The organism is Streptomyces sp. NPDC048473, from assembly GCF_043200155.1.
Lineage (GTDB): Bacteria > Actinomycetota > Actinomycetes > Streptomycetales > Streptomycetaceae > Streptomyces.
In genome coordinates this window covers 222,792-235,990 of sequence record NZ_JBICXE010000010.1, presented here as the reverse complement: position 1 = coordinate 235,990, position 13,199 = coordinate 222,792, and the positions used below count along the sequence as shown (strand labels likewise).

General features: G+C 67.6%; 13 protein-coding genes. 8 read left to right on the top strand and 5 right to left on the bottom strand.

Annotated elements, in window-relative coordinates:
• Positions 1–33 precede the first annotated feature (33 nt).
• From ACGFU7_RS19575 to ACGFU7_RS19565, 3 genes are all read right to left on the bottom strand, one after another.
• The gene (locus ACGFU7_RS19575) at positions 34–1,554 is read right to left on the bottom strand and encodes a sensor histidine kinase (RefSeq protein WP_393697267.1); all 1,521 of its coding nucleotides are present in this window, start codon (positions 1,552–1,554) and stop codon (positions 34–36) included.
• Positions 1,555–1,583: 29 nt separating this feature from the next.
• The gene (locus ACGFU7_RS19570; protein WP_393697266.1) at positions 1,584–3,428 is read right to left on the bottom strand and encodes a glycoside hydrolase family 15 protein; all 1,845 of its coding nucleotides are present in this window, start codon (positions 3,426–3,428) and stop codon (positions 1,584–1,586) included.
• 233 nt (positions 3,429–3,661) lie between these two features.
• On the bottom strand, positions 3,662–4,156 hold the full coding sequence (locus ACGFU7_RS19565) for a DUF6415 family natural product biosynthesis protein (RefSeq protein ID WP_393697265.1): 495 nt from the start codon (positions 4,154–4,156) through the stop codon (positions 3,662–3,664).
• Between the two features lie 257 nt (positions 4,157–4,413).
• Between ACGFU7_RS19565 and ACGFU7_RS19560 the strand changes: the two genes are divergently transcribed.
• Both ACGFU7_RS19560 and ACGFU7_RS19555 read left to right on the top strand, forming a co-directional pair.
• A complete protein-coding gene (locus ACGFU7_RS19560; RefSeq protein ID WP_179888478.1) occupies positions 4,414–5,196 on the top strand; it encodes an aminotransferase class IV family protein in 783 nt (260 codons plus the stop codon).
• Between the two features lie 9 nt (positions 5,197–5,205).
• Positions 5,206–6,123, top strand: a complete 918-nt coding sequence (locus ACGFU7_RS19555; protein WP_097921488.1) for an SUMF1/EgtB/PvdO family nonheme iron enzyme — start codon at positions 5,206–5,208, stop codon at positions 6,121–6,123.
• A 119-nt stretch (positions 6,124–6,242) separates the two neighbouring features.
• Here the strand turns inward: ACGFU7_RS19555 and ACGFU7_RS19550 are convergent, their stop codons facing one another.
• Positions 6,243–6,659 (bottom strand): ATP-binding protein, encoded by a 417-nt coding sequence (locus ACGFU7_RS19550; protein WP_393697264.1) that lies wholly within the window; start codon positions 6,657–6,659, stop codon positions 6,243–6,245.
• A 53-nt stretch (positions 6,660–6,712) separates the two neighbouring features.
• Positions 6,713–7,285 carry a hypothetical protein gene (locus tag ACGFU7_RS19545; protein ID WP_393697263.1) on the bottom strand — a complete coding sequence of 191 codons (573 nt, stop codon included), beginning with the start codon at positions 7,283–7,285 and terminating at the stop codon, positions 6,713–6,715.
• A gap of 547 nt (positions 7,286–7,832) precedes the next feature.
• Here ACGFU7_RS19545 and ACGFU7_RS19540 point away from each other — a divergent pair.
• The 6 genes from ACGFU7_RS19540 (at position 7,833) to ACGFU7_RS19515 (ending at position 12,540) form a co-directional block, all read left to right on the top strand.
• Positions 7,833–8,873, top strand: a complete 1,041-nt coding sequence (locus ACGFU7_RS19540) for a hypothetical protein (RefSeq protein WP_393697262.1) — start codon at positions 7,833–7,835, stop codon at positions 8,871–8,873.
• A 15-nt stretch (positions 8,874–8,888) separates the two neighbouring features.
• On the top strand, positions 8,889–9,443 hold the full coding sequence (locus ACGFU7_RS19535) for a GNAT family N-acetyltransferase (RefSeq protein WP_267079502.1): 555 nt from the start codon (positions 8,889–8,891) through the stop codon (positions 9,441–9,443).
• 14 nt (positions 9,444–9,457) lie between these two features.
• A complete protein-coding gene (locus tag ACGFU7_RS19530; RefSeq protein WP_393697261.1) occupies positions 9,458–9,943 on the top strand; it encodes a gamma-glutamylcyclotransferase family protein in 486 nt (161 codons plus the stop codon).
• A gap of 408 nt (positions 9,944–10,351) precedes the next feature.
• Positions 10,352–10,744, top strand: a complete 393-nt coding sequence (locus ACGFU7_RS19525; RefSeq protein ID WP_393697260.1) for a winged helix-turn-helix domain-containing protein — start codon at positions 10,352–10,354, stop codon at positions 10,742–10,744.
• A 360-nt stretch (positions 10,745–11,104) separates the two neighbouring features.
• On the top strand, positions 11,105–11,287 hold the full coding sequence (locus tag ACGFU7_RS19520) for a helix-turn-helix domain-containing protein (protein ID WP_097921493.1): 183 nt from the start codon (positions 11,105–11,107) through the stop codon (positions 11,285–11,287).
• Between the two features lie 38 nt (positions 11,288–11,325).
• Entirely contained in the window at positions 11,326–12,540 is a 1,215-nt protein-coding gene (locus ACGFU7_RS19515) for a site-specific integrase (RefSeq protein WP_097921494.1), read from the top strand.
• Positions 12,541–13,199: the final 659 nt, after the last annotated feature.

Sequence of the window (13,199 nt, the reverse complement as noted above, 5' to 3'; positions counted from 1 at the left end):
GGGCCACCGGGAACGCGGCAAGACAGGCGATGGTCAGGGCCTGGGCTGCTCAGCCGGAGTGGGAGGAGAACCGGCGGCCCCGCCGGCCTCTATGCCCGTGCGGAAGGCGGCTGCGAGCCCTGGCGTCGCCGCGGTCGCGGGGGCCTGCTCCCGCGCACGTGGCGGCGGGAAGGAACCGGCCTGCCGTGTACGCCGGGGAAGGTCGGGCGCTGGAGCAGCGTGCCCCGCCACGTCGGCGCCCGGCGGGCCCACGGCGATCGAGTGCTGGACCTGCCCTGCAGAAGGGGCAGCCGTCGCTGCGGCAGCCCGCCGTGGCGGGAGTGTGGAGGGGCGCGTTTCCCGGCGTCGAGCGCCCGCGGTACCAACGGGAGAAATCGCTACGAGGAGCCGGGCCGGAATGACAACCAGAGCAGTGGTGCCTCCCGTCACGTTCTCCTGCAGGAGAACGGACAGCCCGTGTGACTGCGCGATCTTCGCGGCGACCAGCAAGCCGAGCTGTCCCTCTCGCACCTGACCACTGACATCGACCTCATCAGGGGCCTTGAGTAGATGATTCATCTGTGCGCGGGCCTGCGGGTGCATGGAGATGGCCCGGTCCTCGACCTCGACCGCCAGCCCGTTCGGCACCCGTTGCGCCCGCACCGTCACCTTCGTCGCCGGGTCGGAGCACTCGCAGGCATTCTCGATCAGCTCGGCCAACAGGTGCGTCAGGTCCGGACCCACATGTCCGGGAAGCCCCAGCTCACCCCCCACGGAACCGGCCGCGACCACCACACGCGGGTACTGCACCACCTCGGAGATCGCACCACGCAGCGTGGTCGTGACGGGCACCGGCTGGCGCACGCTGCGCAGGGACTGCCCGCCCAGCACCGCCGTGCTCTCCACCTGACGACGCATCCGCGTCACGAGGTGATCGATCTCGAAGATCTTCGCGAGCAGTTCCGGGTCGTCGGTCAGCATCTCCAGCTGAGTCAATGCTTCCAGTGCCTTCCCGACCAGGGCATGCTCCCGCATGGCCAGGCGGCGCAGCACTTCCAGAAGGACGACGGACTGGGACTCGTCGTGCACGCGTATCAGCGAGGCGACGGCCTGCACCTGCAGTGCACTCAGCGCCTTGTCGATCTCTGCGGTCGCACTGGCCGGCTGCGGCATCTGCACGTCCGGCAGCGGCGGTCGTGCCCCTCGGCACAGTTCGTCCGCCGACCACGTCACCGACTTCTCGACGGCCGCCGCAGCTCCCGTGACGACGGTCAGCACCGCAGCTCGCCGTTCCTCTGCGGCTGTCTGCACGGCGTCGGCGGCCGTACGCACTCCGCGAGCCGCTACCAGCGCGACCCCGGCCAGCCCGCAGACCAGGCCGCCCAGGAGCCCGCCGAGAGTCACCGCGGCCGTCGCCCAGATGGCGAAGGCGGCGCCCAGCAGGCCCGCAAGAAGTAGCAGGGGCAGCACCACGGCACGACGGACGCAGCGCACCGTGAAGGCGTCGGTGCGTGGCGACCGCCGTCGGCGGTGGCCGGTCGCGGCCGGCCGTGTCGGGTACGCGCTGTCAGACATGGGAATCCTCGTCAGTGGAAATGGGACGGCTAGGCGTGCAGCGACGTCAGGGCCTTGCGGTTCTGTTGCGGCCCGCGTGCGGGGGAGCGGGGCGCCGGAACCGCCACCGCGCCTCGGTGAGGGGAGGACTGTGTCGCCAGCTGCTGCAGGAGCAGGGCACTCTGGATCAGGCCCATGTGGCTGAACGCCTGCGGGAAGTTCCCGAGTTGGCGCTGCTGGACGGGGTCGTACTCCTCGGCGAGGAGGCCGAGGTCGTTGCGCAGCGCGAGAAGACGTTTGAACAGGGCGTGTGCCTCATCCAGGCGGCCGGTCAGGGCCAGGGCATCCACGAGCCAGAAAGAGCAAAGGACGAAGGTGCCCTCATCGCCCAGCAGGCCGTCCACCCCGGCGTGGTTGCCGATCGTCGGGTACCGGCGCACGAGCCCGTCCGGTGTGGACAGCTCCCGGCGTACGGCGTGCACGGTGCCAATGACGCGCGGGTCGTCGGGCGGAAGGAAGCCGACCCGGGGGATCAGCAGCGTGGCGGCGTCCAGCTCCTGCGAGCCGTAGGACTGGGTGAAGGTGTTGCGCACCTGGTCGAACCCCTGGGTGCAGACTTCGCGGTGAATCGTCTCCCGCAGTTCGACCAGGGGGCCCGGGTCCAGCGCGAGGGCGCCGGCCTCGGCCAGGCGGATGGTGCGGTCGACGGCCACCCAGGCCATGACCTTGGAGTGGACGAAATGTCGGCGTGCCCCGCGGATCTCCCAGATTCCCTCGTCGGGCTCCTGCCAGCGCTGGACCAGGTGCTCGATGAGCCGCTGGTGCAGGACCGCCGTGTCGGCGCAGTGTGCGACACCGCTCTGGTGCGCGAGGTACAGGGTCTCGATCAACTCGCCGTACACATCGAGTTGCAGCTGGCCCGCCGCCCCATTCCCGACCCGCACCGGGGCTGACCCCTCGTACCCTGGAAGCCACGGCAGCTCCCGCTCCCGCAGATCACGGTCGCCGGTGATCCCGTACATGATCTGCAGGTTTTCCGGATCTCCGGCCACCGCACGCAACAGCCACCGCCGCCACGCATGGGCCTCCTGCCGGTAGCCGGTTCCCAGCAGCGCGGCGAGAGTGTTGGAGGCGTCCCGCAGCCAGGTGAAGCGGTAGTCCCAATTCCGTCCGCCGCCGATCTCCTCGGGCAGCGACGTGGTCGGCGCGGCAACGATCCCGCCGCTCGATGCATACGTCATCGCCTTCAGCGCGATCGAGGAACTAACCACTGCCTCGCGGTAGGGCCCGTCGTAGGTGCCTTCCTGCGTCCAGTCCTGCCAGAAGTCGAGCGTCTCGGCGAGCGCGGCCTCCGGGTCGGGAACCTCCGGTGCGGCTGCGTGAGAGGGGCACCAACTGAGCACGAACGCCACGCTCTGCCTGGCGGCGACGGTGAAGGCACTGACGATGACGCCGTCCTTCTCCACCTGCTGGACGCCCGTGTCTAGCCACAGAGCGTCCGCGCCGGCCTCCGCGACCATGCGCCCCCCGACCTCGTGGATCCACGGGCTGACGCTGCCGTACCCCGGCCGCGGACGCAGGGCCGAGACCATCGGCACCTCGCCGGACACACCCTCGACAATCCGGATTACCTGGGGTGCCCCGTCGCGCGGCGGCATGAAGTCGAGCACCCGAACCGACCCGGTCGGAGTGCGCCACAGCGATTCGAGGACCAGCGAGTCACCGCGGTACCGGCGCTCGGAGACCGCTCCGGCCTCGGATCGGCCGGCGGGCGGGGCCGGGGCGATCTGCCAGGAGCCGTGCTTCTGCGTGCCGAGCAGGCCGGCGAAGACGTGGGCACTGGTCTGCATGTCGCCAATCAGACCGTACTGCTCGATACGCGGAAGACGCTTCATCGTGTGGATCTCCGTAGACCCCGCGGATCCGGGGATGGCATCGGGACCGCCGCAGCGGCCGGGAACGGTAGATGAGGAAGGACTCGGTGGTCACTTGTGTGGGGAAGGTCCGTTCTGCCCCTGTGCGGAGTTCTCGTCCTGGGGAACGGTGCGGCCGGGTCCTCGGCCACCGCGGAAAATCAGCCAGGCCATCGGGCCGAGAACTACCGCGATCAGAATTGCCCCGGTGGCGGTCATGCCCGGGGCACCGACGCGGCCAGAGCCAAGAGGACGAAGGCGACAGCGAAGACCGAGCCGCGCAGCACATTAAGCTGCGGCCTCCACCAACGCCGTCTCCGCGTGGGCTTCGCGGGGACAACGCCGTGCGCTTGTACGGCCGCGACGAGTGCCTGAGTGGCCTCGGCCAGCTTGACCAGATGCACCCTGCTCGGCATGTAACCGTCGGGCACGCCTGCTGAAGCGAGCTGCTGCGCGCAGCGCAGCGCCGAGGCCGCAGGCGGTACGACGGCCCCGAGCTGTCCGATGTGACCGCGAAGGCGCCGCGCAAGTTCCTCCACGTCGCCGGCGCTCTCCGGCAGCGGCGAATCCTCGTCCAGCACGAGCGCCACCGTCTCCGCCGCGGCCACCGCCCGATCGCGCTGCGGGCCGGGTGCGGCGCCGATACCGCGCTGCCTGCTCGGGGCAACGCGCGGGCCTGCATCCCGACGGGAAGTCAGCGGCTGACGCATGACACAACTCCTCTTCACATCAGACCAGCTGGGCTCGGCCGCGACTGGCGCGACGCCTGGAACAGGGGTCATCGGGGTCCTTCCAGGTGGGCAGCGCAGGAGAGCGCGGCAGCGGCGCCGATCACTCGACGTGATTGCCTGGTGACCAGCGAACACCCCGCCGTAAAGGCTTGGGAATGACTTTCAGATGACGTTGACCCGTCAGTAACCTGAATTGGGGTGCCGCCGGCGCGGACGGTCCTGACATGCTGGGCGCCATGGTGACTCTCAATGGAAAGCCCGTATCCGTAGACGACCTGCTCCCTCTGGCGCTCACGAACGTCGGGCACTTCACGTCCATGCGTGTCGACTCCGACGGCAGCATCCGCGGTCTGACGCTGCACCTTGAACGCCTCACGCGGGACTGCAAGATCGTGTGGCACGCGGCCCTGAACACCGACCGTGTCCGCGAGTACGTCCGCCAGGCCCTGGGGGGTCAGGCCCTTCCGTGCGTCGTGCGCGTGACGATCTACGACCCGAAGGTCGAGATGGGCCACCCGGCCGACGCCAACGAGCCGCACGTTCTCGTGTCCGTACGCGGCGCCGGCTCCCTGCCTCCAGCCCCGCTGCGCGCCCAGAGCCAGGTGTACGAGCGTGACCTGCCCCAGGTGAAGCACACCGGCCTCTTTGGAGCCCTGCACACCCGGGGCGCGGCTCAGCGAGCGGACTTCGACGATGCCCTGTTCGTCGGCCGCGACGGCTTCGTCTCCGAAGGCGGCACCTGGAACGTGGCCTTCGTCGACCAGGAGGGCACCGTCGTGTGGCCCGACGCTCCCGTACTGCCCGGCGTCACCATGGCCCTGCTCCAGCAGCAAGCCGACCACCGCACTACAACTGTCACCCTGGCCCAGGCGAAGGGCATGGCCGCGGCCTTCGCCACGAACACCTCGATCGGCGTCCGCCCTCTGGCCGCGATCGACGACACCGACTTCCCTGTAGATCACCCCGTCTTGAGGCAACTCCAGGAGACGTACCTGTCGATCCCCGGCGAGACCCTGTAGGGCAAGACCATGGCGGGGGTAACCAGGTGGACCGGCCGAGAGGCCGAGTTGCTGCGCATCGCCATGCGCAAGAGGCAGAAGGACTTCGCCGATCTGGTCGGTGTGAACCCCCGCCAGATCCCCCGATGGAAACGCCGGGGGGAGACCATCGAACTCGAACTCGATAACCAGTCGGCCCTGGACACGCTGCTCGCCCAGGCCCCGCCCGACGTTCAGCAGCGATTCGCCGCACTCATGACCGAACGCGCCGCAGTTGAGCACGACGAGCGCGCCGAGGAACTGCTGCGTAGGGACCCGAGCACTCGTCGGCACCCGGTCGATGGGAAGGTCATGGCCCTCGTCGAAGAGGGCATTTTCCTCTCCGGCCCAGACAACCGCTCGGTTTGGCTGGAGCCGTTCCTCATGGACGTCTACCCGACGACCAACGAGGACTACGCGAAGTTCGTGCTGGCCACCAGGCACCGACCACCCCAGCACTGGCCCGACGGCCACTGCCCCGTCACGCTGGCCACTCACCCTGTGGTGTGGGTGACTTGGCACGACGCGACTGCGTACGCCCGATGGGCCGGCAAGTCCCTGCCTTCCTCGCGGCAGTGGGAAAAGGCCGCTCGCGGACCGCGCGGGCGCATCTACCCCTGGGGCAACGAGCCGACAGCCGCGAAGGCGAACACGGCCGAGGCCGGAATCGACGCGACCACCCCCGTCTCCCGCTACCAGTCCGGCGCCAGCCCGTTCGGCATCTTCGACATGTGCGGCAACGTCTGGGAGTGGTGCGGCACCGAAGAGGAGCCCGGCAACGGACGGCGCCAGTTGAAGGGCTCCGCGTTCACGTCCCCGATCGAACGGGCAGCGCCTTCCCTGCTGAACGCTGCCGCTGCGTCGATGAAGGACAACGACACCGGGTTCCGCTGCGCCACGCCCGCCTAATTCGGCCACTGTGGCGGACCAGTTGATCCGACGGTGGCGGTCGTGAGCCGTGGCGCCAATCGTCAGCGCGCCGCCGGGGCCGGGCGAGGCTGCGCTCCTCGTGGTGCGTTTGCCGGACATCAGCTTGCCGCCAATTTGAGCTCGCACCATGTGGTGGCGCCGCCATCCTCAACACCCCAGGTACCTCGCCCCTCTTCGGCGAGCGACTGGACGAGAACAAGGCCGCGGCCGTTCTCGTCGGCGTCACGGGGGGCCTTGGGACGGGTGTGGCAGCTAGGTACACCGTCGTGTACGTCGATGCGCAGGAAGCCTGCACGGAGCGAGAGAATCAAAGTGACCTCCCGGCCGCCGCTGTGCACGATGGCGTTGGTGACCAGCTCGGAGACGATCAGGACCGCCTCGTCGGCGACGTAAGCCAACCCGCGGGCACTCAGGCGCTGTCGGGCTCGGCGCCGCATGACGCCCACCTTTTCGCCGTCCTCGGGCGGCGGAAGCTCACCCGGCGGTCGCTGCCCGATGCCGAACGTGGAACGCATGAAGTCACCATCGCGATTGGGGCCAGGGCGCGGTCGTTCGGTAGTCGTTGTCATCACGTCCTCTGGGGGGCTCGGAGGACCGCCCGGACCGCGGATACCGCTCTGGAGAGCGGGCTCTGCTCGTCTTCGGGGGCGAGGAGGGAACGTGCTTCGGCAAGGCAGCGGACCAGCTGCACCGGTGCGGTGAGCAGGGGGGTATCGCCCACGGTCGACTCGGCACTGGGTGCCTCCAGCCATTCCACCGGTACACCCTGCGCTGATGGCGCGAGCCCGGGGATACGAACCGCGTGGCCGATTCCGAGGCACGTCGGAACGGCACTCCGGTCGAGCCAGGATGCCCCGACGACCAGATTGCCCCAGCGGGCTGCGGTGCCGGGCGGCACGAGGATGGCCGCCGTGGTCAGGTTCGTGAAACGGACGGCCGGCCCTACGGTCTGTTCGTAGCGGCGCAGGATGGCGTACGCCAGTTCAACTACGTTGCGGGGTGCCAGCACGACATCAAAGGTGATGCCGGTCGGCAGCCGCCGGGGGAAGTCGGGCGTACGGCGCCAGGCGCTCACGGATTCGGCCGGCGAGGCAGTGGCTGCGGCGAACCACGCGGACAGGCGCTCGGGCTCGCCAGTCACGGTGCAGGTCTCCATGAGTCCCTCCCAGGTCGACAATCGATCCTTGAGCACGCACAGTGCGTCCCGCGTCACCTAGTGCATCGGAGGAGGCGGGGCAGTGAACAGGTCCTTTCGCCGGAACCTTGATCGCCCCCTACCCGCCCTTCACCCGCCCTTTCCGCTCCCATTTCCTCCCCACCAGCGCTTTCACTGACGACGCCTCACACAGCCCGCGAGATGACCGCTACGGTGAGCCGACACCAGTCGGTAAAGGGGGTATCCGGTGAGCCGCAGCCCGATGAGAGCGCTTCGCGAGAGCCGCAACCGGACCCAGGCGAAGGCGGTTGATGAACTCAACTCCCTAGCTGAACGGCTTGCTGGCGAAAGGCGGGTCTCGAAGTGCCCGACCTTCACCGTCCGCCAGATGTCGAAGTGGGAAAGCGAGACGAAGCGGCGCCCATACCCGCACCCCGATACACGGGTGGTCCTTGAGTTGTACTTCCGGCGGCCAGTTGAGGAGCTTGGACTCCGCCCGGGTGCTGGAGAGGAGTCTCCTGACACTTCTGCTGTGCCTGTCGTGACGCAGGTCCCGCTCATCGAGCAGTCGGCCGCCGCGATTCCGCTTTTCGCCGGAGGCGACCAGGACCCGCCGCCGTGGCTGGCTCAGACGACGACAGATGTGGCCAGCTCCACGGACTGGAAGATCGCCGAGGATGAGGTCGATCTTCTCCGCGAGGCTGCGGACGACATGGACGCGCAGGACCAGCAGTTCGGCGGCAACCGACTCTGGCGGCCGACGCGTGCCCACCTGCTGTGGGTGCACCACATGATCGACCGCGGTATCTACGACGAGCAGCTTGGCCAGCAACTGCACGCACTCGCAGGCAAGTTCACTACCAGCCTGGGCTGGTTCTCTTACGACGCCGGGCTCCATGCCCAGGCTCGGCAGTACTTCTCCGAGGCCCTGAACGCCGCGATGTTGACAGGCGACGATGTGCTCTCCAGCCGCACGCTGAGCAACATGGCCCGCCAGGCCGTGGACCTGAACAAGGGGCGAGAAGCGATCCGCTTCGCCCGACTGGCACAGACACACGCGGGTATGTGGAGCGCGCCGACGCGTGTCACGGCACTCTTGGCCATCCGTGAAGCTCAGGGGCACGCCCGGGTCGGCGACGCCTTCAACTGCGAGTCCGCGATCAAGCGGGCCTGGAAGGAATGGGACCGCGGGACGGACGACCGCGACCCTGATTGGACGACGTTCCTCAACCAGGCCGAATTGGTGTGCTTGGAGGGGATGTGCCGACTTGACCTCGGCCAGACTGCTCGCGCCCAGAAGCTCCTGGCGCAGTCGGAGAAGCTGCAGGACGTGGCTCACTCGCGGAACAGAGGGATGTGCCTCGGCCGGCTTGCGACCGCGGCCATCGGCGCCGGAGACATCGACCACAGCGTCGATGCCGCGAGGAATGCCATCGGGCTGATCCGGACGGCGGGCATGTCTTCCGCTCGGGCAGTCCAGCAACTGAAAATCGTCCACGATGGACTGGCCCCTCATCACCGCGCCCGCGGGGTAGGGGACCTGCTTGAAGAGATTCGCGCAGTCGTCGCGTGATTCGGCAAAGGAGAGATGCAACCAGTGGATGCGGAGTACCAGCGGTACGACGGGGCGTCGGTCAAGGCCATCATCGACGAGCTGGTCGAGGTGTACGCCCGGGTGTACGACACGCCCCCGTATATCGGCGACCCGTTCTTCTCCGTCGACTCCTTCCGGGAGCGGCTGGGGGCTGCCTTCGGCAGCGAGGGCTTCGAGACGGTGACCGCGCGCCGGGACGGGCAGATCATCGGATACGTGCACGGCGCTACGCTGCCCGCCGACAAGCCGTGGTGGATCTCCCTCGGCGACCGGAGGCCGGCGCAGCTCCAGACCCTCGCGGATGCCCGGCAGGTCTTCTGGCTCCGAGAGCTGATGGTCCTCCCCGAGTACCAGGGCCAGGGTCTCGGCAGAAAGATCCATGACACCGTGATCTCGGGACGCGCGGAGAGTGCCACCACCCTGACTTGCATCATCGACAATCAGCCGGCGCACGATGCCTATCTGCGATGGGGGTACACGGTGATGGGGGAGATCAAGCACGCCCCAGAGTCGCCGACCTACAACGCCATGTACCTGCCCAGCTCGTGACGACCGGAATGATCATGTACCAAGCAACCGCCCAGCCCACCCCGGTCACGGCGACTTCCGGTCGCCGTGACCGACTCGCGCCGGATGCCGCGATCCTGTTCGCATACGGGACGCTCCAGTTCGATGCCGTCCTCGAAGCGCTGATCGGTCGGATACCGCAGCAGGTGTCGGTCAGCGCGCCCGGCTGGCGCGCGGCGTCGCTGGAGGGGCGTGTCTACCCAGGGCTCGTAGCGGCGCCCGGCTCTGCGGCGCCCGGCGTACTGTTCACCGACCTCAGCCGGAGAGAATGGATGATTCTCGACGCCTTCGAGGATGACCGTTACGACCTGCGCGAGGTGACGCTGACCTCCGGAGGGCGAGGACTCGCCTACGTCTGGCCGGACGGCGAGGTCCTCGAAGCGGACTGGGATGCCGAGCAGTTCCGTACCCGTCACCTTGACGAGTACGCCGCGCGGTGTGCACGGATTGCCCCGGGCCTGCTCGCCAGAGCTGCACACTGAACCGGGCGGCGACGTACACGCAGCCACCCTCGGGACATGCCGCGTACGACGAGACCGGGTCCCACGCGCAGGTCACAGTGGCTGTGTTCGGACCGGAACGCAGACCTGCGGCGAACGTGAGGGTTAGGCGCCCGTCGGTGATGACCAGGCGCTGGTCGATGACGTAGCGCGGATGTGCTGCGCCGAAGGCGCCAGCCCTTTCCTCACGCCGAGGTAAGCGGGGCCCTCACCACGGCAGGCCCGAAAACGGATTCGCCCACGGCAGACGAGAAAGGGCCCCGTGGGACTGGAACCTTTGCCGAAGACCATGTCAACGTACAACCTCCCCGGAAAACACCAGGTCAGAGATGCTCCAAGCGGAGCGGGGCCAACGTCCGGCGCTGGCCCCCGCCTCCCGTCTCACGCGCCATGGTCCCTACCAAGGAGGCCCACCTGCCGAAAGTCGCACTTCGATCGGCCCGCGTCGCCGCTCCGATCCTCCTGGCGCTCGGCGCCATGAACGCATGGACCGCCCAGACGAAAGCTGACTACGCAGCCCTCTCCACGGCCCTGTGCCTCTGCGTCTGTGCCGCCGGCCTTTTCGGCGAGGACCTTGTGCAGCGCGGACATCGCCAGGACCTGGTGGTGCTCGCGCACATCGCGGCCCACCCGGGTGCTGAGGCCCGTGGCATCGCCCGAGCCGTCGGCGCCCCCGAACGCGTCGTGGCTCGCAACCTCAGCCGACTCACCGAAGACGGGCTCGTGCTCCTGGTCGAAGGCGACGTACACCCCGCGCTCAGGTCCTACCGGCTTACCTCGTAGTCCGCGGTTGCGGGGCGGAATGTAGCCCACGATCCCCGGTTACCGAAACCGGGGATCGTGCAGACCATTGAGGGAGTTCGCACCCGACTGTGCTTGGCGGTGGAGTCGGAGCGGGCTAACAGACAGGGCCCAGCAAATAGAGAGGTAGTACCGGCCCTCCCGCCGCATAGCTGTCGGCTTCTGCTCCAAGCCCCTCATGGCATGGGTAGTGCTGTCGGCATTGCCCAATCGACCACGCGCCCCAGCAAGGAACCCAAACGTGCGCCGATCCGTGATACCCGCTGCCCATTTTCGCTCAGATAGCTGCCTCCACGGCGGCGCTGAACGGCAAGCCTCTTCTGCTGTCATGCAGGTGGCGTCGTGAGCGCCGGCGGGAGCAACAGGCTCCTCACTCCGGGAGAAGTGGCTTCTTGGCTGCAGGTGAGCGAGATCACCGTTAAGAACAAATATCGGGCGTGGGGACTTAAGGCGCAGAAAGTTGGACGCCTTCTGCGATTCCGCGAGCGCGACATCATCGCCTATCTCGAAGACAACTACGGATAACGGCCGCTCGGCCATTCCTCGCACATGAAGGGTGTCAGTTGGCAACCGTATATCAGCGATGCAAGTCCGATCCCAAGGTCACCACATACCCGTGCGACAAGCCGCGCTGCGGGCATTCTTGGACGGTCCGCTATCGGGAGCCTGGCGGTCGAACGGCGCGGCAGCGCGAAAAAACGTTCGCGAAGAAGACCGGTCCGGACGGCGCGGATGCCTTTGCTGCCAAGGTCGAGACCGACAAGGGGATGATGGTCTACATTGACCCCGATGCTGGCAAGATCACCGTCCGCGTCTATGTCGAAGACTGGCTCGAACGTCGAATAATCGGCGACGGAACCTATAACAATTACAAGGGCTTCATCGACAACCATCTCGTCCCCCGGCTAGGTCGGAAGACCCTCGCCGGGGTGACCAAGCGGGACATCGAGCACTTCAAGGCGGCCATCAGCAAAGAGCTGGCCGCGAGCACGGTGTACGACCGCATGAAGATGGTGAAGCACATCTTCTGGTCCGCGAAGGAAGAAAAGCGGATCCAGGAAGATCCGACCAAGGACGTCAAGAACGCCCCTGGGTCGCGCGCCGTCGACGAGGACGAAATCCCGTCCCTCGACGAGGTGCGGTTGCTGCACCAGCACATGTCGCCCCAGTACAAGCTCACTGTCTGGCTCCAGGCCGGGGTCGGCATGCGAGTCAGCGAGGCCCTGGCCTTCCACGTCGGATGCCTGCGCAACGACATGATCCGGATCCGCTGGCAGATCAGCGCGAAGGCGCACCGTGACGATTGCCGGACACGGCTCGTCCCGCTCAAGCACCGCGAGGAGGGCGAGTACCGAGACGTGCCGGTCGCGCCCTTCATCTGCACGGAGATCGACGGGCACGAGAAGCTGTGGGCCCCGATCCCGATCACGTTCCGCGACAAGGCAGGGAAGGCGCGTCAGGTCGACGTCTTCTTCGCTCCCCGTGAGCGGGGCAAGGGCACCATGCCCACGGCGAACACCTACTCGTATCACTTCAGGAAGGCGTGCGTCGCTGCCGGCCTTGTCGATGTGGAGGGGAAGCCCAAGTACCACCCGCACTCGCTGAGGCACTTCTTCGCTTCAACCGCGCTCGCCGCGGGCATACCTATCCACGAGGTCTCCCGTTGGCTCGGGCACAAATCCATCACAACCACGGTCGACATCTACGGGCACCTGGTGCCGGAGGCGTGGGACCGGTGCCGTGCCATCATGCAGACGGCGTTCGAACCCGCCGCGTAGGTGCGGGTGACGCGCCGCCGTGCTGGGATGGTGCTGGGACGTGGCTACCGTGCTGGGATGGTGCTGGGATGGGCACCCCAAAAACCGCGTTTTCGCAGGTGGGAGCTCTGCACCAAACATTCAGGTTCAGTCTATGAATTCCCCCACGTCGCCGACGTGAGTGAGTTCAGTGCGAAAGTACAAGTGACTGATGGGGCCGGGACAAGTTTGTCCCGGCCCCATCAGCTGTCCCCTCAGCCCCTGATGACGGCACCGAATTCAAGGTTGATGAGTTCCTGGCCACCCTGCCTCGGCCGGCCCATTCATTCAGAGATGTGCGGGCCACACGCTGGGGCGGTTCGAACTTTGCTCGGATCAGACGGGAACTTCCCGCAGCGAGCGGCCTTGAATTCGCCAACGGTTTGATTCTTCGAGGTTCTGCCGGGGTAGAGCCGCCGGCGCCAGGACGGTGCCCAGGACAAGCCCGGCGGAGGCAGTGCGCAGGATGGTGCCGAAGCCCTGGCCGGGGAGGGCGCCGCCCGTTGCGGGCCGAGGCGGCGTCGACCTCGATTCTTCCAAGGAGTGACGTCGTCGCTGTGAGCGGCTGGCTGCCCGATATGTCCCGTGCCGTGTCGGGACTGGCCGTCGCGTGACGCTGCGGGGCGTCGGGTTCCACGGGC